The following is a 19,604-nucleotide window of genomic DNA, read 5'->3' as shown; positions in this document are numbered from 1 at the left end:
CCGTCACCGGGCGAGTGCCGCCAACTCGCGGCACTCCTCCAGGGTGTGCTGGGACAGCTCCTCGCGTACGGACGGCACGCACACCGCCGCCATGGACAGGCTCGTCACCCCCAGTCCCACCAGCACCGGGGCGAGCCGGGGATCGCCGGCGGCCTCGCCGCAGACGCCGACCGGCTTGCCGGCGGCGCGACCGGCGTCCGCGCAGGCGGCGATGAGCTTCAGCAGCGCGGGCTGCCACGGGTCCAGGAGGTCGGCCAGGCCGGGGTGCTGACGGTCGGCCGCGAAGGTGTACTGGCTGAGGTCGTTGGTGCCGATGCTCAGGAAGTCCACCTCCGCCAGCAGGCGGTCGGCCAGCAGGGCGGCGGCCGGCACCTCGACCATCGCGCCCACCCGGGTGAGGCCCCGGTCGCGGGCGCGGCGGGCGAAGCCGGCCGCCTCCGCCGGGGTGGTGACCATCGGTGCCATCACCCAGGCGTCGGCGCCCGTCGCGCGGGCCGCCTCCGCTATCGCGTCGAGCTGCGTGTCCAGTACGGCCGGGAGCACCCGGTCCACCCGCAGGCCGCGGATGCCGAGCGCCGGGTTCGGCTCCGGCGGCAGGTCCAGGAACGGCAGCGGCTTGTCCGTGCCCGCGTCGAGCGTGCGCACCACGACCGTCCCGGCCCGCGCGAACACCTCGGCGTAGGCGGCCACCTGCTCCTCGAAGGACGGCTCCCGCTTGCGGTCCAGGAACAGGAACTCGGTCCTGAACAGCCCGACCCCCTCCGCGCCCGGCCGGAGGTCGGCGGCCGAGCCGATGTTGAGCAGCAGCTTGACCGGGTGGCCGTCGGCCGTCCTGCCGGGGCCGCTGCTGTTCGCCAGGCGCTCGCGCTCCTCCCGGTCGCTCCTGCGGACCTGCGCCACGGCCTCGTCCGTCAGGCCGACGCCGACCTGACCGGTCTTGCCGTCGACCGAGATGACCGTGCCGTCGGCCAGGGCGGTGATGCCCGCGCAGGCGACCACGGCGGGCAGGCCGCGGCCACGCGCCAGGATCGCGGTGTGGCTGGTCGGGCCGCCCTTCTCGGTGACCAGCGCCACCACGTCCGTGCCCAGGCCCGCCGTGTCGGCGGGGGAGAGGTCCTCGGCCACCAGGATGTACGGGTGGCCGGGGGCGGGGATGCCGGGCATCGGCAGACCCAGGCAGGCGGCGACGGCGCGATGCTTGAGGTCGTCCAGGTCGGCGGCCCGCTCGGCGAGGTAGCCGCCCAGGGCGGCCAGGGTCTCACGGTGGTGCGTGAACGCGGCGTCCAGGGCGTGAGGCGCGTCCAGGCCGTCGCGGACGGCGGCCTCGGCGTCCTCGCGCAGCATCGGATCGTCGGCGATCATGGCGAGCGCGTCGAGAATCTCCGCCGCGTCGCCACCGCCTGCGAGGGATCCGCGTTGTCGCAGGTCGGCGGTGACCGACTCCAGGGCCTTCACCACCGCGGCGGTCTCCGCGGCAGAGTTGGCGACCTGCCGGGGGCTGGGAAGCGCGGGCGGCGATGCCATGCGGATCATCGGCCCTGCGGCCCGGCCCTGGCTGACCCCCAGCCCCGCCAGGCCGCCGCCCACCAGGCGGCCGCCTGCGGGGTCGCCGTCCGCCAGCCTGCCGTCCGGGTCGGCCGGTCGGCCGGGGTCAGCCATCGAGAGCCCCTTCCGCGTCCAGGTCCTGGGCGAGCAGTGCCACCAGCGCGTCCAGCGCGGCGTCCGCGCCCGGCGCGTCCGACTCCAGCGTCACCTCGGTGCCCTGGGTGGCGCCGAGCGACAGCACGCCCAGCATGCTGTTCGCGGGCACCGACTTCTCGCCCACCCGGATCCGCACCGGAACCCCCAGCCGCACCGCCTCCTGGACGAACAGCTTCGCGGGCCGTGCGTGCAGGCCGCTCGCCGATGCCACCGTCACCGTACGTTGTGCCATCACAACCCCCTCAGGGCTCGATCGTGACCTTGATGGCCGCGCCCCGGCTGACGAGGTCGATCCCGTCGAGCACCTGGGACAGCGGCAGCCGGTGGGTGATCAGGTCCGCCACCGGCACCAGACCCTCGGCGATCAGCCCGAGGGCCTCGGCGTTGTGCGCCGGGCTGGAGCCGTTCGCGCCGACGATGGTCAGCTCGCGGTAGTGCACCAGGTTGGAGTCCAGGGCGATGATCGGGGCGTCCTTGGGCAGGCCGCCGAAGAAGCTGATCCTGGCCTGCCTGGCCGCCATGCGCAGGGCCTGCTCCTGGGCCGCACCGGAGGCCGCCGCCGTGATCACCACGTCGGCGCCGCGGCCACCGGTCAGCTTGAGCACCTGGTCCACCGCGTCGGTGTCGACGACCGCGTCGGGGCGTACCAGCTCGGCCGCCATCGCCAGCCGGTCGGCGTTGACGTCGACCAGGAACACCCGCGCGGCGCCGCGCGCGCGGGCCAGCCGCACGTGCAGGCAGCCGATCGGGCCCGCGCCCATGACGACCACGTCGTCGCCCGGCCCGACCCGCGCCAGCGACTGGCCGTTCAGCACGCAGGCGAGCGGCTCGGCCACCGACGCCTCGGCGAACCCGACGCCGGACGGGATGACGTTGACGCCGTCCACGGCCCGCACCTTCGCCGGGATCACCATGTACTCGGCGAAACCGCCGTCGTAGTGATACCCCATCGACTCCTGGTTCGGGCAGACGGTGAGGCGGCCGCGCCGGCACTCCTCGCAGGTGCCGCACGGGATGGCGGCGATCACCTGCACGCGTTCGCCCGTGCCGACCACCTCGCCGGCGATCTCGTGGCCCATCACCCGTGGCGGGCGGATGTGGTGGTGGCCGTGCTTGAAGATCTTGGCGTCGGTGCCGCAGGTCGAGCAGTTGCGTACCCGGATCTTCAGCTCGCCGGGACCGGCGACGGGCTCCGGCGCGTCCTCCACGCGGATGTCTCCTGGGGCGTGGAAACGGGCGACCTTCACGATCTGAGCTCCTTCATGACTTGGCCGACCTCCGTCGCCTCACGGAGTGCCCGGGCGCGTTCGGGGTCGAGCAGGATGTCGGCGAGCGCCGCCAGCAGTTGTACGTGCCCGTCGTTCTTGGCGGCGATGCCGACGCAGAGGGTGACGGGCTCGCCGCCCCAGTCGACGCCGTCCGGGAAGCGTACGACGCAGATCGCGTCGTGCCGGACGACCTCCTTGGCGGCCGCGGTGCCGTGCGGGATGGCCACGCCCTCGCCGACGTAGGTGGAGATCGTCTGTTCGCGTTCGAGCATGGCGTCGATGTACGGCTCGGCGACCGCGCCCACCTCCACCAGGGCGCGCCCGCACCGCCTGATCGCCTCGTCCCGGTCGGCCGCGCTCTCGTGCAGGAGTACGGCGCGCGGGTCGAGCAGGTCGTCACGCATCGACCGTGCCACCGTTCTTGATGGTGGCGACCAGCTTGGTCACGGCCGGGTCGCCGAGGAAGATCTGGAAGGACACCAGCACCTTGCCCGGCGCGGAGACTCTGGCCCGGGCGGCGAGCCCGGAGTGGCAGACCACCACGTCGGCGTCGGCCGGGATCTCGTTGACCGGCGTGTGCTCCACGGTGACGCCGGTGTCCTTGAGCTGCTTGCGCAGCTGGCTGGCGAGCATGACGCTGCTGCCCATGCCCGCGTCGCAGGCCACGATGATCTTGTGAATGTCCTTGCTGTCGATGCTGGCCATGGTTCACGCCTCCTTGGCGACGGGCTGGGCCTGGGTGTCGCGGTCGTTGTCGCCGGTCTCCCCGACGCGGCCGCTCTCGTCGACGCGGTCGGCGGCGGGTTCAGGGGCGTCGGCGGCAGGTTCGGGAGTGTCGGCGGCGGCTTGCGGGGTGTCCTCGGGCGGCTCCTCCTTCTCGCCGCGGCCGAAGCCGAGCAGGAGCGAGGAGACCGCGAACGACACGGCGGTGGCCACGAGGATGCCGGCGATCACGCCCAGCCAGCCGCCCTTCGGCGTCACCGCTATGTAGGCGAAGATGCTGCCCGGTGAAGGAGTCGCCACCAGCCCGGCGCCGGTGATCATGAAGGTGAACACGCCGGCCGCGCCACCCGCGATGACCCCGAGGATGAGGCGGGGCTTCATCAGCACGTACGGGAAGTAGATCTCGTGGATCCCGCCGAAGAAGTGGATGATCATCGCGGCGGGCGTGCTCGGGCGCAGCGGGCGCGGGCCGAACAGCAGGAACGCGATGAGTAGGCCGAGCCCGGGGCCCGGGTTCGACTCCAGCATGAACAGGATCGACTTGCCGTGCTTGACGGACTCGGCGACCCCGAGCGGCCCGAGGACGCCGTGGTTGACGGCGTTGTTGAGGAACAGCACCTTGGCGGGCTCGATGAGGACCGAGGCGAGGGGCAGCAGGTTGTTGACGATGAGCCACTCGACCGCGTTGCCGGCGGCCGTGGTCACGACGCGGACGACCGGCCCGATGGCCCACATGCCCACGATGGCCATGGCGGCGCCGACGATGCCCGCGGTGAAGTTGTCGACGAGCATCTCGAAGCCGGACTTGGTCCGGTCCTCCGTGAACTTGTCCACATATTTCAGGATCAGGGCGGTGAGCGGGCCGATGATCATGGCGCCCAGGAACATCGGGATGTCCGACCCCACGATGACGCCCATCACCGCGACCGCGCCCACCACCGCGCCGCGTTGCCCGTGGACCATCCGGCCGCCGGTGTAGGCGATGAGGATGGGCAGCAGCGTCTTGATGATCGGGTCGACCATCGCGCCCAGCGCCGCGTTCGGCAGCCAGCCGGTGGGGATGAACAGCGCGGTGATCAGCCCCCAGGCGATGAACGCGCCGATGTTCGGCATGATCATGCCGGCCAGGTGGCCGCCGATGCGCTGGATGGTGGCCTTGGCCCCGGTCCCATAGACCGGGGGTGTGTAGGTTTCGGCCATTGGACGTGCTCCTTCGGGGGGATGAGCAGGTTCCTGGTATGTCGAAGTCGGGTCGAGTCTGCGGGGGCTTCCAGAAGGCGGATCAATCGGGTGGGGTCGGCGGGGCTTCCAGGAGGCGGGTCAGGAGGGGTCGGCGGGGGATTCCAGCGGGCGGGTCAGGAGGGGCGGGCCGGTGCGGACGCCCTCGCGGCGGATGTCGGCCGGTCCGGGCATCCGGCTGCCCGGCAGGCACACCGCCGCCGCGCCCCAGGCCAGACCCTCGACCAGCGCCCGCTCGCCGTGCCCGCCGCCGGCCAGGAAGCCCGCCAGCATGGCGTCCCCGGCCCCGACCGAGCTGCGCGGCTCGGTCACCGTGGCGTGGCCGTACCAGATGCCGCCGTCCTCGACGAGAACCGCGCCGTCGGCGCCGAGGCTGGCCAGGACGGTACGCGCGCCCGCCGCCCGCAGCTTGCCCGCGGCCTCCACCACGTCGCCGAGACAGCGGATCGGCATGCCGGTGGCGGCGGCGAGCTCCTCCAGGTTCGGCTTGACCAGGGCGGGGCCGGCGGCCAGCGCGCTGGCCAGTGCCGGGCCGCTGGTGTCGACGGCGACGTGGATGCCCGCGCCGGCGAAGCGGCGGCAGAGCCTGGCGTAGACGTCGGCGGGCACCTCCGGCGGCAGGCTGCCCGAGGCCACCACCCAGTCGGCCTCGTGCGCGGCGGCCAGTACGGTGTCGGCGATCGTGTCCAGCTCGCCGGGGGACAGGGCGGTGCCGGGCTCGTTGATCTTGGTGATGGTGCCGTCGGGTTCGGCCAGGGTGACGTTCGACCGGGTCGTGCCGGTCACCGGGACCGTCACCATGTCGAGCCCTTCGAGGGAGAGCAGGCGGACGAGCTGCCTGCCCTCGTCGCCGCCGAACGGGACCACCGCGCGCGAGGCGACCGCGTTGGCGAGCAGCGCGCGCGAGACGTTCACGCCCTTGCCGCCGGGGTCCAGGCGGGCGGCGGCGGCCCGGATGACGGCGCCCCGGTCGAGCGAGCCGATCTCGATCGTGCGGTCCAGGCTCGGGTTGAGCGTCAGCGTGAGGATCATGGTTGCCGCCCGCCGCTGAGGTCTCTGTCAAGGCTCATGCGCGGACCACCTCCGGGCCGGCGGCGGACAGGTCGGCTGCCAATGCCAGGTCGAGACCCGCGTCGGTGATCACCACGTCGATCTCGCTCAGCTCGGCGAAGCTCGCGAGGTAGGTGTTGGCGAACTTGGTGTGATCGGCCAGCAGCACGCTGCGCTCCGCGGCCGACACCATCGCCCGCTTGATCGCCGCCTCCGCCGGATCAGGCGTGGTCAGGCCCTTGGCGACCGAGCAGCCGTTCGTCGCCATGAACGCCACGTCCACGTGCAGCTGGGACAGCGGCCGCAGCGCCCAGTCGTCCACGGTGGCCAGCGTCCGGCCGCGCAGCCGGCCGCCGAGCACGATGACGCTGATGTTGGCGCGGGCGGCCAGCGCGGTGGCCAGCGGCGGTGAGTTGACCACGACCGTGAGCTCACGGTCGGCGGGCAGGATCTGCACCAGGCGGCCGGTGGTGCTGCCGGCGTCGATGATGACCGAGCCGTCCTCCGGCAGCTCGGCCAGGGCGGCCTTGGCGATGCGCTCCTTCTCCGCGGTCATCACCTCGTCGCGAGTGGCGAGCGCGGGCTCGAACCCCATCCGCTCCACGGGAATCGCGCCGCCGTGCACCCTGCGCAGCACGCCCGCCCGCTCCAGCGCGGTCAGGTCGCGGCGGATCGTCTCGGTGGTCACGTCGAGCTCGCCGGCCAGCGACACCACGTCGACACGGCCCGCGGCGCGGGCCCTGCGAAGGATCTCCTGCTGCCGCTCCTCGGCGTACATGATGTTGATTCACCGCCGTTTCAGTGTGGTTTCATCTGTGTTTATACCCGAGTCTGTTGGAAGGTCAAGACTCTGGTAGGTATGTCGGATGCGAACCAAGCCCTGGGCCGCCGTCGCGGCAGCCTTACCTCTCGCCGTGGCATGCGTCGCCGGGCCGCCGGCGGCCGCGTCCACCGATGGCGTCAAGCCTCCGACGGTGCCGGCCGGTACGACGGCGTCGTGGCTGGTGTTCGACAGGAAGGCGGGCAGGTTCGTCGCCACCCGCAACGCGCACCGCAAGTTCCGCTCGGCCTCGGTCGTCAAGATCCTGATCGCGATCGACTACCTGGACAAGCGCAAGAGCGTCCCCGCCGCCGACGCCCGGCTGCTCAAGGTCATGCTGCGCTCCAGCGACGACGGCGCGGCCACCACGTTCTGGAACCGTGGCGGCAAGGGCGCGATCGTCCAGCGGATGGCACGCAAGCTCGGCCTGTCCGACACCGTGCCGCCGCCCGCGTCCAAGCCGGGGTTCTGGGGTTATACGTCGCTGAGCGCGTACGACATCGTGCGGACGTATCGCTACCTGCTCGACACGGCGGCGCCCGGGGTGCGGGAGACGATCCTGGGGCACCTGCGCAACTCCACGCCGTGCGGCACCGACGGCTTCGACCAGTACTTCGGCATCCCGCGCGCGGTGCCCAAGCCGTGGGCGGTCAAGCAGGGCTGGTCGGGGTTCGGCGACGTCGCGCCCACCAAGTGCGGCACCGGCGCCTCGGCGAACCCGGTCCCGCTGCGGGCGCCGGGCGCCGACCTGTCGATCAGCGGGGTCGCGTCACGGGCCACCGGGTCCGGCGTGCCCGACTACGGCCGTCCGGTGCTGCACACCACCGGCCTGCTGGGCAAGGACGACCGGTTCATCATGGCGCTGCTCACGGCCCACCCCGTGGGCGGCACCTGGAGCTCCTCGGTCAAGCGCATCACCATGCTGACCCAGGGCCTCTACCGGAGCGTCTTGAATTCCCTGTAGTTCCCTGAAGGAATCAGGCAACTCGGACAGGCGTAGCCTGCTTTGGGCCGCCCCCGTGCTTGGCAAGCGTGAGCACGGGGGTGGCTTTGGCGTGGTGGAAGCCGGTCCGATGGTGGGAGTTCCTGACATGCCCTGTCCGGTACGGCTGGTGCCGTCCCGGCTTGGGTGCATGGCCCGCCGGACGCTGTCCACCGCTGGTGGGCGGTGGGGCGGGCACCGTGCGCCGGTCGGGCACACGGCTGGACGTCATCGGGTTGTCTCGCGGGTTGTCTTGAGGGTTGTTTCGTGAGTTGGCCGAGGTGGTGCGGGTCGGCCGTTTCGGGGTGGGGTGCCTCTTGGCTCTGTCGCGTGCCGCTGGTCGGGGGTGCAGGTCTGCTCGGGTGTGGCGGGCGCGCCGGGCCGCGCGGGTGAGCGGCCTGCTCTTGGGCGCACCGCAGCACCCGATCGCACACATGCACACCCGAGGGCGGGCCCACGGCCCAGCCGAGCCTGCGCAGGGCCATCCAGCCCTTCGACGGCAACACCCGCCCGTCCGGCCCCACCCCCGACGCCAAAGCGTCCAGATCAGCCGTATTCCACCGGGCGGTCACCAGGCGGGCGGTCAGATCGCGGGCCAGAGCGGCCAGCCAGGCCACCCGCCGCGCCACAAGCGGCTGAGGAACGACCTCGCCGGTCACCTCCACCACCGCCGCATGAGCGGTGCACGAGGCAGTCGCGGTCAGATCACTCATGCACCGCTCCCGTCTCGGGGCAGGTTGATAGCGGGCGGGCGGACGGTGACGCACCACGCTCGGATCGGCCGCCCTGTGAGCACTGCCCGGCACTCGGCGACCACGTGCGGGCGAGGGTGCCGGCCGGGCGGCGGTCGGGGCAACGGCCGCACCGCACGGTCGGCGCGGCCCGATCGCAGGAGAGCCGGCATGCCCGCATGTCCGCACCCCCGCCCCTCCGGAACGCAACATCACGATCGGCAACTGAAAGATTACCATCGGTTGACCCTGGCGGGTAGAACAAGTGAACGACAACGCTCCGATTTGCCCGCCCGCCAGACCAGAACCAGCCACGGCCCATCGCATCGCAAGCCTGCAGACTCAGCGACACCGCAGCCAACCGATTCGGTGACTACCCCGCCGACCCATGACGCGCCCTGCGGGCCGATCATGCTCGACCCGGCCGACGCCACCGCCCAAGAGGAAACCTTGACAGATCATGGCAGATGCTCAGGTTTTCATAGCGAATATAAGCAGCGGTTCATACCCTGCCCTAAAGAAAGGTGAACATCCGGACGCCCGGCTCCAGCGGCCTGGGCGGGCCGGTGTAGCGGTGCACGCCGACGCCGTAGTGGCCGTCGCTGTCCAGGTGGATCCGCTCGAACTCGTCCTGCTCGAACCAGCCGCAGATCGTCGCCAGCAGGTCGGGTTCGTGGCGGCCCCTGGTCCAGATCACGCTCGCGCCGGGCGCGCAGAGGCGAGGCAGCGTGGCGACCGTACGCCGGATGTCGGCGTCACTGATGTTGCCGAAGATCCCGCAGGCGAGAACCAGGTCGGCGGGCACGGCCCCCGCGTAGGCGTCGGTCAGCGCGGCGTCGCCGCACACCACCTCGACGCCGCCGGGCGCGGCACGCTCGGCGAGCCGGGCGTTGTGCTCGTCGAGCTCCACCAGCCTGGCGCGTACGCGGTCCCGGCGGGGGTGGTCGGCGAGCACGGGCAGCAGGTCGCGGCCCTGCCCGGCGCACAGGCTCACCACCCGTTCGGCGCCGGCGTCAAGGGCGAGCCGGACGTGTTCGCGTACCACGGCCAGCCGCCGGCTCAGGGAGGAGCCGGGCGTGTCGTAGTGGTCGTGCCAGGTAATCCAGTCGCGCTCACTCATGATCACGATCATGCTGGGGTGATGGGTGATGAATCAACGGCTTTGCGGCGGGTGCTCAGGAAAGCGGCCCGCCTGCTCGGCAACCGCGAGGAACGCCTGCTGATCAGCGCGTTGGGTGCCGACCGGCTGAGCTGATGTAGGCGGCGTAGACCTTCTTCGGGACCGCCAGCCGCCACGCCTCGACGACCAGCTCCCGCATCTCGTCGGCGTCGATCGCGGCCAGTCGCGCGACGACCCAGTTGAACCGCATGTCGGACTCGCCGGGCAGCAGGAACTTGTCCGGCTCGGCCGCCACCAGGGCGGCCCGCTCCTCCCTGGGGAAGCCGAAGCCCATGAGGGTCTCGTCGCGGGAGAAGGCGACGTAGACGATCGAGCCGACGCGGAACTTGATCCGGTCTCTGATGAGATGCTCCGACGAGCGCGGGAGCGTGATCGCCAGCCGCCGCACGTCCTCCACCGTGATCACATCGCCACCGTAGTCCCTTTCCGCTCTGGTCCACTTTCGCGTTTGGTCCACTTTCGCGGCAGCCCACCTTCCGTGGGCAGTCCACTTTCCGCGGTCACCTTACGGCGCGGGACTCCTCGTACGCCGCCAGCACCTGCTTGCGGCGCTTGGCCGGGAGGCGGTCGATGTAGAGGTAGCCGTCGAGGTGGTCCGTCTCGTGCTGCAGGCAGCGCGACAGCATGCCGGTGCCCTCGACGGTGACCGGCGCGCCCTCGGCGTCGAAGCCGTGCACGGTGGCGTGGTCGGGGCGGGGGAGCGGGGCGTACTGGCCCAGGACCGACAGGCAGCCCTCCTCGCCCGCGTCGAGATGCCGCTCGCCGAGTCCGGGCAGTTCGAGCGACGGGTTGACCACGACGCCCTTGTGGCGGTCGCCGTTCTCGTCGGGGCAGTCGTAGACGAACACCCGCAACGCCACGCCGATCTGGTTGGCGGCCAGGCCCACGCCCTCCGCCGCGTACATGCTCGCGAACATGTCCTCCACCAGCGCAGACAGCGCTCCGTCGAACCGGGTGACCGGCTCGCAGGGCGTATGCAGCACCGGGTCTCCCACCTGAACGATCGGCCGGACCTCTCCCACGACCACTGCCCTTTCCACATGCGGATGTGTCGCCACAAAGTCTACGAGCGACCAGGAGATGATCAGCACTCAGTGGTGCTCATATAATGAGACATATATTCTTGAATTGTGAGATAGCGGCTATGGTCGTCCTACCGAGGCGAGACGAAGGAGTTTCGATGGACGCCGTCTACACCCATGGCCACCACGAGTCCGTGCTGCGCTCCCACCGCTGGCGCACCGCCGAGAACTCGGCCGCGTACCTGCTGCCCCACCTCAAACCCCAGATGAAGCTGCTGGACGTGGGTGCCGGGCCCGGCACCATCACGGCCGACCTGGCCGGCCGGGTGGCACACGTGACGGCGTCCGAGGTGAGCGCGGAGACGTTGGAGCTGACCAGGGCCGGAGTGGGCGCCGTGGGCAACGTCGAGTTCGCCGTCGCCGACGTGCACGCGCTCGACCATCCCGACGCCACGTTCTGCGTCGTGCACGCCCACCAGGTGTTGCAGCACGTCGGCGATCCCGTACGGGCGCTGCGGGAGATGCGGCGGGTGACGAAGCCGGGCGGCCTGGTGGCGGCGCGTGACAGCGACTACGCCGCGTTCGCCTGGTACCCGCTGCTGCCGGAACTGGACGAGTGGCTGGCGCTCTATCAGCGGCTGGCGCGGAGCAACGGCGGCGAGCCGGACGCCGGGCGGCGCCTGCTGTCGTGGGCCAGGGCCGCTGGCTTCGACGACGTCACCGCCACCTCGTCCACCTGGTGCTTCGCCACGCCGGAGGACCGGGCCTGGTGGGGCGGGATGTGGGCCGACCGGATCAAGCAGTCCGCCATGGCCGAGCAGGCACTCGCCACGGGCGCCGCCACGGGGGAGGACCTACGGCGCATCTCCGAGGGCTGGCTGAAGTGGGCCGCGGCCGACGACGGCTGGATCTCGATCACCCACGGCGAAATCCTCTGCCGCATCGCACGCTAGCCCGTTCTCCCCCCGAGGGGCCGCGTGTCTCTTCTCCTCCGAAGGGGGTGTCCGTCCTTTGGGACCTGTACCGCCCCCCCTTCCCCCCCGAATGGGGTATCCCTCCTTAGGGACATCAGCCACGACGGACCGTCACAGGGAGCGGACCAAACCCGAGGGGGACCTCGGTGGTCACCGCGCTAAAGGCCAGAGGTGCGGGCCCACTGCGGGTCGCGGTAGAGGACCACGTCGGCGCCGTCCAGCAGCTCGTCAGGAGCCGACAGCATGGTGATCTCGCCCGCTGCCTGCAGCCGCAGCAGCAGGTCGCGGACCCGTGGCCCCACCGGCAGGCGGCCGGGCGGGAGACCGAGGCCCGATCGGACCGCGTCCGCGACCTCCGACAGGTGGAACGGCCCGCCGAACTCCGCCACCACACCCCGCACCAGGCTCATGGTGATCACCTGCTCGGCCTCGGCGTGGGCCAGCTCCCAGACGATCTGCTCCCTGCGGCGGCCCGTGGCCGCGCAGGCCGTGCAGGGGCGCATCAGGCCGCGCGAGAGGCCGGGCAGAATGCCGGGCACCAGGCCGGGCAGCACCGGCTGCTCCGCCGAGCCGAGGCAGACGGTGCACTGGTTGGTCTCGGAGGCGTGCAACTCGGCGGACATGAGGTCGGGCAGGTCCGCCTCGCAGTCGCAGGAGTACGCGCCGAGAACGCCGGTCCGCGGGCTGATCGTGTGGTTCGTCATCTCGGGAAACCCTACCCTCGGACGTCCATCAGGCCGTGCCGGCGCAGCGCCTTGCGGGCCGCCGCCACCACCCGCTCGTCCGGATGGTGGTCGATGAACACCTGCAGCACCCGTTCGGTCCATGGATGGTCGCCGAGGGCCAGGAGGGCGATCGTGCCCGCCTGCTCGTCCTTCTCCATGCCCTGGGAGACCGACTTGATGACCTCGGCCGCCTCCCCGCCGAACTCCAGCAGCGCCGCCGCCATGTCCACGAACGCCCACGCGATCTCCTCGGGCGTCGGCGGCCGTTCCTCGCGGCCCAGCCGGGCGGCCACGACGGCGCCCAGCCTCGGCGCGCCGAGCAGCCCGTCGAGCGCCTCCGTGCCCGCGTCGCCCAGTCCCGTGGCGAGCAGTTCCACGCCGACGGCCCGGCTCAGCGGGCTCACCTCGCCGAGGGCGGCCGCGATCTCGGCCACCGCCTCGCCCTGATCCCGGCCGGCCAGCCAGCCGGCGAGCTCCTCGTCGCGCTCCGGCTCCGGGTAGGAGCGCAGGCCGTACAGCAGCGCACCGGCGTCCCGGCCGGCCAGCGAGCCCATGACCGGGATGTCCTGCCCGGTCGCCTCGCCGATCACCAGCCCAGCCGCCCAGATGCCGAGCGGGGCCAGGGTGCGCGGCGGCGCCTGACGTACCAGGCCCAGGTCCGTCAGGACGGCGGGCACCTCGTCGGTCAGCGGACCGCGGCCCAGATAGAGGCGTACCACCTCCATGAACAGCGTCTCGTCGGTGCTCAGCGTGCGGCGGCAGACGTCCGCCCACACCTGGAGCACCTTGTCGTCGGAGCCGTCACGCAGCGCCTCGACCGCGTCCGGCGCGAACGCCGGATGAGTGGAAGCGTCGGCGTCGCCGGTGGCCAGAGGAGTCTCGCGTATGGCCGCCACCAGCTCGTCGTCGGCCGGCAGCCGGACGGGAGGCTGGAGCGGAAGCGTGTCGTCGTCGTAGGAGCCCACGTCCTTATCCTGTCGGAAGTCGCCTTACATTTGCGATAAAGTCCCCGCTGACCGCGAAAAGTCCGGAAGAAGGGAGGCGTCGAGATGGTCCGTGGTATCCGGGCGCTCTCCGCGTCCGCTGTTGTAACTTTCCGGAGGAATTGTGCTTTCTGGCTCGACGCTTTTCCGCTCCACGGTCGAGGCTGACCTCGACCGACTGCTCGACTGCGCCGTCGACGAGCCCATCAGCTGGGCCGACCCCGACCGGCTGCGCTCCTTTCTCGAGACCGGCCACTACCGCCACGACCGCATGTGGGTCGCGGAACAGGACGGCCGCATCCTCGCCCGCGCCGTCTGGTGGGGCTTGCCCGACGATGACCAACCGCTCGCGCTCGACTGCCTCTGGGTCCACCCGTCGGTGCCCGACCGCGTGGAACTGGCCGCCGAGCTGCTGCGACACGCCCATAAGGGGTACGGCGAGGCGCCCGCCTATCACGTGTTCGTCGCGAACGGCTGGCGGGACGACCCGGAGATCACGGCCGCCATCGACTGGCGGTGGCGGGCCGGGGCCCTGGCCGGGTTGACCGACGAACTCGAACGGCTCAGGTACGAGTGGACGCGCGGCACGCCGGTGCCGGAGGCGTCGGAGCGGCTGGTGTTCCGGGCGGAGGCCGACGACGAGGTGTTCGTCGAGGCGTTCAGTCGCGTGGCCGTCGGCACGCTCGACCACCACACCCGGCAGGCCCTGGCCACGACCGGCCCCGAGGCGCAGGCCCGCGAGGACGTCGAGGGCTACCGGAGCATGCCGGGTGACAGGGGCTGGTGGCGCCTGGCGTACACGCCGGACGGCGACCTCGTCGGCGTGGCGCTGCCGTCGGCCAACGCGGGCGGGCCCGTGGTCGGCTACCTCGGCGTGGTGCCCGAGCACCGCGGGCACGGCTACGGCGACGACCTGCTCGGCGAGATCACCCGGCTGCACGCCGAGCGGGGCGCCGAGCGGATCGTCGCCGACACCGACGCCGTGAACGTTCCGATGGCCAGGGCCTTCGAGCGGTCCGGCTACCACAACTTCGCCGTCAGACTCGTCCTGTCGGCACCGTCCGACGCTCTGAACGCGTGATCCGGCGGCGTCTGATCACGTGAACACGTGATGGTGTGCGGGCCGTGGCGACCGGCAGAGTGGAGCCATGACGTGGAACATCGAAAAGCTCGATCTTGACACCTATCTGGCTCACGTCGGTTACGACGGCCCGCGCGACCCCACCGCCGAGACGTTACGCGCCGTCCACCGCGCGCACGTCCTGGCCATCCCGTTCGAGAACCTGGACGTGGTGCTCGGCAGGGGCATCTCCCTCGACCTCGGGAGCTTGCAGGACAAGATGGTGACGGGCGGCCGCGGCGGCTACTGTCATGAGCACAATCTGCTGTTCGCCGCCGTGCTCGAACGCCTGGGCTTCCCCCTGACCAGGCACCTGGCCAGGATCCGGCTGGGCCGCCGCCACCTGCCGCGCTCACACGCCACGCTGACCGTCGAGGCGTCGGGCACTCGCTGGCTGGCCGACGTGGGCTTCGGCGGCGACGGACTGGTGGAGCCGATGCCCTTCGCCGACGGCGCCACGGCCGAGGTGGGCCCGTGGCGGTGGCGGCTCGGCAGGGACGACGACTTCTGGGTGCTGCACCATGGTGACGTCGAGCTGTACGCCTTCCGTGAGGACGAGCCGCACTACCCGAGCGACTTCGAGGTGGCCAACTATTACGTCGCCACGAATCCGCACTCGCCGTTCGTCCACCATGTCCTCGCCCAGCGCACCACGGCGGACGCCCGGATCCGGGTCGAGGACATCCCCCTTGTGAGTACGGCGCAGGAGCTGGCGGCCGCACTGCGCGACCGGCTGGGCATCGACATCGCGGAGCCGGACGCGGCGCGGCTGCTGCCTCGGCTGGCGAGCCGACACGCGGCCGATTCATGAGCGACGGATCGTGCCCGCTTCATACGCCAGGGTCGTGACCGATTCATGAGCCTGGGTCGTGGCCGAGGGCGGCCAGCACCTGGCGGGTGAGTTCGACGCGGCTGTTCACGCCCAGCTTGGCGAAGGCGTGCCGGAGGTGGCTGTCGACCGTGTGCGGCGACACGAACAGGGCCGTGGCCACCTCCCGGTTCGTCAGCCCTTCAGCGACCAGCCGGGCCACGCGCACCTCCGACGGGGTCAGCGCCGCCCAGCCGCGCGGCGGGCCGTGGGCGCCCCGGAGCCGGGCCGCGTCCCTGGTGGCGCCACACGCCGTGTAGATCTCCAGGGCCTCGTCACGCTGACCGGCCTCTTCCAGCGCCGCGGCCAGCCCGAGCGGGCGCGGGCCGGCCCGGTAGAGCTCGATCGCCTCCTCCAGGCGGCCTTCGGCGTGGACGGCCGCGGCCTTGAGCGACGGGACGCCGGGATTGCGGTCGGCGAGCTCCCGCACGCAGGACATGACGTGCGGAATCGCCCGCAACCGCGCCGCGGCCTGCGGCTCCTGGAGAATGAGGTACGACAGCGTCCCCGCCATCTCATCGACCCAACCGCTTCCTTGCGCCGGGCCGATGGCCTGGCGGAACAGGCCGATGCGCCACCGCAGCTCGTCCCGCACGAGTCCCGGTTCGTCGCCGGCGAGACGACGTCCGTGCTCCAGGTGGGTACGGCCGTTCGCCACGTCGTCCCGTGACAGCGCCAGGTACCCGCGTATCCCCAGCAGGGCCGGGACCAGCGCCAGCGCCGACAGCTGTTCGGCCACCCGCAGCCCGGCCTCCGCCTCGGCCCCCGCGTCGGCCAGCCGCCCCCCGGCCAGCAGGAGTTCGGCCCGCAGCCGGTGGCGCAACGGCATCGACCACGCGGTGCCCAGCGCCCCGGACCGCCGCTCCACGACGGCGTAGGCGTCGTCCGCCTCCTCGAACCGATCCAGCGCCACCAGCGCCGCACCCAACCAGAGCCGGGGATGCCGGTGCGCCACCTCCCCGCCGGCCGCGTCGGCCAGCCGTACCGACTCCTCGGCGTGACCCAGCGCGGCGGCGAGCTCGCCCCGGAACAGGGCCACGGTCGAGCGCGCCTGCAACCCCACCACCTGCCCGAACGGCTCCCCACCGGCCACCGCCTCGGCCGCCGCCAGGTCGGCGGCGTCGATCCGCCCGGACATCATGAGCGCGTGCGCCTGTACGGCCAGCAGCCGCGCCCGCGCCGCGACCGGCACGCCCGGCCGGGCCAGCACCCGTGCCGTCCGCGAGATCACCGCCCGGTCCTCGCCCGCGTGCTTGAGCGCCTCGGCCAGCCCCAGCGCGACGTCCGCCTCCTGTGCCGCGCCCAACTGCCCGGCACCGTCGGCCAGCCGCCGGGCTTCGCCCAGCCGTCCCGCGGAGGCCAGCAACCGCACCGCCCCGGCGACCAGCCCGGATTCCGGCCCGCCGGGCGAGGTCGGTTGGTCGCCAGGGGCGGCGACCGGCCTGGGCGTTGGTCCGTGGGGTGGGGTCGATTGGTCGCCAGGGGCGGCGACCGACCCGGGTGCCGAGCCGAGCGGCGGGGTCGGTTGGTCTCCGGTAACGGTGGCCGGTTCGCCGGGCGAGGTCTGCCAGGCGTCCGCGGCGGTGTCCGGGCCGCCTGCCAGGTCGAGGGCGCGCAGCATGAGGTCGGCGGCGGCCGACGGGGCGGTGGACTTCATCTCCTCGGCCGCGGCCCGCAGCTCGCGGATCGCGGTCGCGTCTCCGTGCCGGGCGCCGTGCTGGAGGTGCTCGGCCAGTTCGGCCGGTGGCCGCCCTTCCGCCCTGAGCACGGTCGCCGCCTCCCTGTGCAACGCGGTTCTGACCGGCGCCGAGAGCCCGCCGTACACCGCCTCCCTGATCAGATCGTGCCTGAACCCGAGCCGCTCACCCTCACCCGTCAGCGCTCCCGCGCCGACGGCCTCCTCCACGGTGGCCAGCAGCCCGACCGGCGGCACGCCGAGCAGCCCGGCCGCCTCATGCACTGAGAACGGGCGCCGGAGCACCGCCCCTACCTCCAGCAGCCTGCGGGCCTGCGGCGACAGGTCGCGCAACCGCCGCTCCACCGCTGCGACGAATCGCTGCGGAAGACCCGCCGCGACGAACCGCAGGGAAAGCCCCATCCCTGCCCCGCCGGGCCCGTCCGGCGCCCCGGTGATCGCCGCGCGACCGTCCACCACCGTGACCCGCCCGTCCGCCCGCATGGCCGTGAGCACCTCTTCGAGCAGGAACGGGTTGCCGCCGGCGGCTTCGGCCAGCTCCAGCACCGACGGGCCGGGCTCGGCGCCCAGGAGGCGAGCACTGAGCTCGGCGGACTCGCCGGGAGTGAGCGGCGGCAGCGACAGCCGTCGCGCGCCCTCGGAGATCAGCCGGTCGAGGGCCGCCTGGGCGGGCAGGGGACGGCGGGCCAGCAGCCAGGTCACGGGGGACGAGCTCAGCCCCGGTACGAGCAGTCGTAGCGCCAGGCAGGTCAGCTCGTCGGCCCACTGGGCGTCGTCCAGCACCACCATGAGCGGCCGATCCCGGGTGAAGCGCTCGATCGCGTCACCGAGCCGCTCGATCTCCCGGAACCCGCCGAGCCGTGACGGCGGCGTGAGCGGGCCGGGCAGGACGGTGAGGGCGGTGAGCAGGGTGGACAGCGGCGCCACGCGATCCAGCTCGGTGGCGCGCCCGGCACCGATCGCCAGCCCGTGCGAGCGTCCCAGCGCCATCGCCGCCGCCAGCAGGTGGCTCTTGCCGATCCCCGCCACCCCGTCGACGATCACGCAGCCGCCCGATGGCAGGATCTCCTCGATGTGCCGGAGCGCGTCGCGTCTGGCTTCCCCCGTCACGAGGTCGCCCTCACGCGGTAGCCGAGGTCGCGCTCACGCGGTGGCGAGGCGCGCCCGGACCACGAGGTCGTGCATGGCGTCCCGGACCGTGGCGGCCTCCGGCAGCGGTGAGGAGTCCCTGGCCGCCTCCAGCTCGGCCGTCAGGCGCGCGACGTCGTCGCCCGCCGTGCTCACTCCCGGCGCGCGGCCGTGCTCGGCCTCCCGCTTGGCGGCCACCAGGTCGGGCAGGTACGCCGGTACGTACGCGAACAGATGGGTCAGGTCGGCGTCCAGCTCACCGGTGCGCATCAGGTGGATGCCGGTTGCCAGCACACGGAAGGTGTAGAGCAGCGGCTTGAGCTCCCCGTTCTTCTCGAACAGCCGCCACTGCGTACGCGCGAACCCCAGATAGTGGTGGGCGTGGTGCCGCGTCAGGCAGCCGGGCGCCAGGTCCTTGAGCTCCTCGTGCAGCGGAGAGGAGGACACGACCAAGGGGGAGAGGAGCTGTTCCAGGACGTAGCCGTTGCGGTTCAGCAGCAGCCCGCAGAACTTGGCCAGGTCGTGCGTGACCAGGTCCACCTCGACGCCGTCGCGCGTCCAGGTCCGGTCGAGGGTCGCCGGTCCGGTACGCAGGCCGACGACCTCCCGCAGCGGCAGCAGGTGTACGCCCCGCAGGTCCACGTCCGAGTCGGCCGAGGGGAAGCCGTAGAGGTGCGCGCCGCTGATCGTGGCGAACACCAGCGAGTACGGCTGCTCTTCGGGGATCTCCGGCAGCCAGGCAGGCAGGTTCACACGCGCTCCCGGGACAGGTGGGCCCTCCGTACGGCCACGAGGTAGGTCTCGACGGACGCCCGGTCCGGCGCCGCGGGCAGGACGCCGGCCGCGTCGGCCAGGTCGCCGGTCAGTTCGGCCCGCCAGGCGGCGATCTCCGCCCACGGCACCTCGCCCCGCTTGATCGCCAGCAGCCGGTCGCGGTGGTCGCCGACCTGGATCAGGGGCTCGCCGTGGCGTACCAGGTGGCGGCCGCTCAGCAGCAGCCTGATCAGGTGCATCGCCTGTTTCCACTTCGGCGCGGCCGGGTCGAGGCGGCGGAACTGGGCGTCGGCGTACCGGGTGAACGACTCGTGCGCCCGCCGCGACAGGAACGCCCCGCGCAGGTCGCGCAGCCGTCCGCCCTCCGGCGTGAGCACCTCTGTGAGGGGGGACCACAGGCACTCCAGGACCGTGGGGGTTCGCGTCGAGGGCGAGCCCGCAGAAGCGCTCGACCTCCCACGAGAACTGCTCGGGCAGCGGCCCGTCGCGGTGCGTCACCGGCTTGTCCAGCCGCCAGAACGCCTCCGTCGGCACCACGAACACGCCGCGCCGGTCGGTGTCGGACTCGGCGGTGTCCAGACCGTAGGCCCGTGACCCCACCACGACCGAGAGGATCAGGT

The 19,604-nt window shown here is 72.3% G+C and carries 20 protein-coding genes and 1 pseudogene; 4 read left to right on the top strand and 17 right to left on the bottom strand.

Annotation, left to right across the window (positions count from 1 at the left end):
- Positions 1 to 3: 3 nt before the first annotated feature.
- The 8 genes from ptsP to ACQP2T_RS33550 all read right to left on the bottom strand — a co-directional run bounded on the left by ptsP (position 4) and on the right by ACQP2T_RS33550 (position 6,759).
- Positions 4 to 1,659 carry a phosphoenolpyruvate--protein phosphotransferase gene (gene ptsP, locus ACQP2T_RS33585; protein WP_433508895.1) on the bottom strand — a complete coding sequence of 552 codons (1,656 nt, stop codon included), beginning with the start codon at positions 1,657 to 1,659 and terminating at the stop codon, positions 4 to 6.
- On the bottom strand, positions 1,652 to 1,933 hold the full coding sequence (locus ACQP2T_RS33580; protein WP_225292945.1) for an HPr family phosphocarrier protein: 282 nt from the start codon (positions 1,931 to 1,933) through the stop codon (positions 1,652 to 1,654). The genes ptsP and ACQP2T_RS33580 overlap by 8 nt, the downstream gene beginning before the upstream one ends.
- Positions 1,934 to 1,943: 10 nt before the next feature.
- Positions 1,944 to 2,948 carry a zinc-dependent dehydrogenase gene (locus ACQP2T_RS33575; RefSeq protein WP_364002335.1) on the bottom strand — a complete coding sequence of 335 codons (1,005 nt, stop codon included), beginning with the start codon at positions 2,946 to 2,948 and terminating at the stop codon, positions 1,944 to 1,946.
- The gene (locus tag ACQP2T_RS33570) at positions 2,945 to 3,373 is read right to left on the bottom strand and encodes a PTS sugar transporter subunit IIA (protein WP_358542758.1); all 429 of its coding nucleotides are present in this window, start codon (positions 3,371 to 3,373) and stop codon (positions 2,945 to 2,947) included. The genes ACQP2T_RS33575 and ACQP2T_RS33570 overlap by 4 nt, the downstream gene beginning before the upstream one ends.
- A complete protein-coding gene (locus tag ACQP2T_RS33565) occupies positions 3,366 to 3,674 on the bottom strand; it encodes a PTS lactose transporter subunit IIB (RefSeq protein ID WP_357953209.1) in 309 nt (102 codons plus the stop codon). Before ACQP2T_RS33565 ends, ACQP2T_RS33570 begins: the two co-directional genes overlap by 8 nt.
- Positions 3,675 to 3,677: 3 nt before the next feature.
- Complete coding sequence (mtlA, locus tag ACQP2T_RS33560; RefSeq protein WP_433508894.1) at positions 3,678 to 4,892, bottom strand: mannitol-specific PTS transporter subunit IIC; 1,215 nt, start codon at positions 4,890 to 4,892, stop codon at positions 3,678 to 3,680.
- Positions 4,893 to 5,012: 120 nt separating this feature from the next.
- Complete coding sequence (pfkB, locus tag ACQP2T_RS33555) at positions 5,013 to 5,963, bottom strand: 1-phosphofructokinase (protein WP_433508893.1); 951 nt, start codon at positions 5,961 to 5,963, stop codon at positions 5,013 to 5,015.
- A 34-nt stretch (positions 5,964 to 5,997) separates the two neighbouring features.
- Entirely contained in the window at positions 5,998 to 6,759 is a 762-nt protein-coding gene (locus ACQP2T_RS33550; RefSeq protein WP_433508892.1) for a DeoR/GlpR family DNA-binding transcription regulator, read from the bottom strand.
- An 88-nt stretch (positions 6,760 to 6,847) separates the two neighbouring features.
- Between ACQP2T_RS33550 and ACQP2T_RS33545 the strand changes: the two genes are divergently transcribed.
- A complete protein-coding gene (locus ACQP2T_RS33545; RefSeq protein WP_433508891.1) occupies positions 6,848 to 7,765 on the top strand; it encodes a hypothetical protein in 918 nt (305 codons plus the stop codon).
- A gap of 1,263 nt (positions 7,766 to 9,028) precedes the next feature.
- On the opposite strand, the gene ACQP2T_RS33540 is transcribed toward ACQP2T_RS33545, so the two are convergent.
- The 3 genes from ACQP2T_RS33540 to def form a co-directional block, all read right to left on the bottom strand.
- On the bottom strand, positions 9,029 to 9,634 hold the full coding sequence (locus ACQP2T_RS33540) for an SAM-dependent methyltransferase (RefSeq protein ID WP_433508890.1): 606 nt from the start codon (positions 9,632 to 9,634) through the stop codon (positions 9,029 to 9,031).
- A gap of 103 nt (positions 9,635 to 9,737) precedes the next feature.
- Positions 9,738 to 10,100: an MmcQ/YjbR family DNA-binding protein gene (locus ACQP2T_RS33535; RefSeq protein WP_433508889.1), complete on the bottom strand. Its 363-nt coding sequence runs from the start codon at positions 10,098 to 10,100 to the stop codon at positions 9,738 to 9,740.
- A gap of 94 nt (positions 10,101 to 10,194) precedes the next feature.
- Positions 10,195 to 10,734, bottom strand: a complete 540-nt coding sequence (gene def / locus ACQP2T_RS33530; RefSeq protein ID WP_433508888.1) for a peptide deformylase — start codon at positions 10,732 to 10,734, stop codon at positions 10,195 to 10,197.
- Between the two features lie 140 nt (positions 10,735 to 10,874).
- On the opposite strand from def, the gene ACQP2T_RS33525 reads away from it, so the two are divergent.
- Positions 10,875 to 11,669, top strand: a complete 795-nt coding sequence (locus tag ACQP2T_RS33525; protein ID WP_433508887.1) for a class I SAM-dependent methyltransferase — start codon at positions 10,875 to 10,877, stop codon at positions 11,667 to 11,669.
- 179 nt (positions 11,670 to 11,848) lie between these two features.
- Here the strand turns inward: ACQP2T_RS33525 and ACQP2T_RS33520 are convergent, their stop codons facing one another.
- Complete coding sequence (locus ACQP2T_RS33520; RefSeq protein WP_433508886.1) at positions 11,849 to 12,394, bottom strand: hypothetical protein; 546 nt, start codon at positions 12,392 to 12,394, stop codon at positions 11,849 to 11,851.
- Between the two features lie 11 nt (positions 12,395 to 12,405).
- Entirely contained in the window at positions 12,406 to 13,380 is a 975-nt protein-coding gene (locus tag ACQP2T_RS33515; protein WP_433508885.1) for a hypothetical protein, read from the bottom strand.
- Between the two features lie 142 nt (positions 13,381 to 13,522).
- Here ACQP2T_RS33515 and ACQP2T_RS33510 point away from each other — a divergent pair, with 142 nt between their 5' ends.
- Positions 13,523 to 14,479: a GNAT family N-acetyltransferase gene (locus tag ACQP2T_RS33510; protein WP_433508884.1), complete on the top strand. Its 957-nt coding sequence runs from the start codon at positions 13,523 to 13,525 to the stop codon at positions 14,477 to 14,479.
- Between the two features lie 67 nt (positions 14,480 to 14,546).
- Positions 14,547 to 15,329: an arylamine N-acetyltransferase family protein gene (locus ACQP2T_RS33505; protein WP_433508883.1), complete on the top strand. Its 783-nt coding sequence runs from the start codon at positions 14,547 to 14,549 to the stop codon at positions 15,327 to 15,329.
- Positions 15,330 to 15,372: 43 nt separating this feature from the next.
- Here the strand turns inward: ACQP2T_RS33505 and ACQP2T_RS33500 are convergent, their stop codons facing one another.
- The 4 genes and pseudogenes from ACQP2T_RS33500 to ACQP2T_RS33485 all read right to left on the bottom strand — a co-directional run.
- The gene (locus tag ACQP2T_RS33500; protein ID WP_433508882.1) at positions 15,373 to 18,192 is read right to left on the bottom strand and encodes a helix-turn-helix transcriptional regulator; all 2,820 of its coding nucleotides are present in this window, start codon (positions 18,190 to 18,192) and stop codon (positions 15,373 to 15,375) included.
- Between the two features lie 33 nt (positions 18,193 to 18,225).
- Positions 18,226 to 18,963 carry a nucleotidyltransferase domain-containing protein gene (locus ACQP2T_RS33495; RefSeq protein ID WP_433519863.1) on the bottom strand — a complete coding sequence of 246 codons (738 nt, stop codon included), beginning with the start codon at positions 18,961 to 18,963 and terminating at the stop codon, positions 18,226 to 18,228.
- Positions 18,960 to 19,361 carry a DNA polymerase beta superfamily protein gene (locus ACQP2T_RS33490; RefSeq protein ID WP_433519862.1) on the bottom strand — a complete coding sequence of 134 codons (402 nt, stop codon included), beginning with the start codon at positions 19,359 to 19,361 and terminating at the stop codon, positions 18,960 to 18,962. The genes ACQP2T_RS33495 and ACQP2T_RS33490 overlap by 4 nt, the downstream gene beginning before the upstream one ends.
- A gap of 106 nt (positions 19,362 to 19,467) precedes the next feature.
- Positions 19,468 to 19,584 (bottom strand): annotated as a pseudogene (locus ACQP2T_RS33485) (DNA polymerase beta superfamily protein); the annotation flags it as partial.
- Positions 19,585 to 19,604 lie beyond the last annotated feature (20 nt).

It is taken from the genome of Nonomuraea sp. CA-143628 (assembly GCF_050942315.1).
In the GTDB taxonomy this organism is placed as follows: Bacteria; Actinomycetota; Actinomycetes; order Streptosporangiales; family Streptosporangiaceae; genus Nonomuraea.
The sequence above is the reverse complement of the archived record's forward strand: the minus strand, read 5'-3'. Positions and strand labels throughout refer to the sequence as shown.

Bases quoted from the DNA above. Each gene is read 5' to 3' on its own strand.
- ACQP2T_RS33550 (WP_433508892.1), bottom strand. From the start codon at position 6,759: ATGTACGCCGAGGAGCGGCAGCAGGAGATCCTTCGCAGGGCCCGCGCC.
- ACQP2T_RS33580 (WP_225292945.1), bottom strand. From the start codon at position 1,933: ATGGCACAACGTACGGTGACGGTGGCATCGGCGAGCGGCCTGCACGCA.
- ACQP2T_RS33565 (WP_357953209.1), bottom strand. From the start codon at position 3,674: ATGGCCAGCATCGACAGCAAGGACATTCACAAGATCATCGTGGCCTGC.
- ptsP (WP_433508895.1), bottom strand. From the start codon at position 1,659: ATGGCTGACCCCGGCCGACCGGCCGACCCGGACGGCAGGCTGGCGGAC.
- ACQP2T_RS33545 (WP_433508891.1), top strand. From the start codon at position 6,848: ATGCGAACCAAGCCCTGGGCCGCCGTCGCGGCAGCCTTACCTCTCGCC.
- ACQP2T_RS33505 (WP_433508883.1), top strand. From the start codon at position 14,547: ATGACGTGGAACATCGAAAAGCTCGATCTTGACACCTATCTGGCTCAC.
- ACQP2T_RS33570 (WP_358542758.1), bottom strand. From the start codon at position 3,373: ATGCGTGACGACCTGCTCGACCCGCGCGCCGTACTCCTGCACGAGAGC.
- ACQP2T_RS33540 (WP_433508890.1), bottom strand. From the start codon at position 9,634: ATGAGTGAGCGCGACTGGATTACCTGGCACGACCACTACGACACGCCC.
- mtlA (WP_433508894.1), bottom strand. From the start codon at position 4,892: ATGGCCGAAACCTACACACCCCCGGTCTATGGGACCGGGGCCAAGGCC.
- pfkB (WP_433508893.1), bottom strand. From the start codon at position 5,963: ATGATCCTCACGCTGACGCTCAACCCGAGCCTGGACCGCACGATCGAG.
- ACQP2T_RS33520 (WP_433508886.1), bottom strand. From the start codon at position 12,394: ATGACGAACCACACGATCAGCCCGCGGACCGGCGTTCTCGGCGCGTAC.
- ACQP2T_RS33525 (WP_433508887.1), top strand. From the start codon at position 10,875: ATGGACGCCGTCTACACCCATGGCCACCACGAGTCCGTGCTGCGCTCC.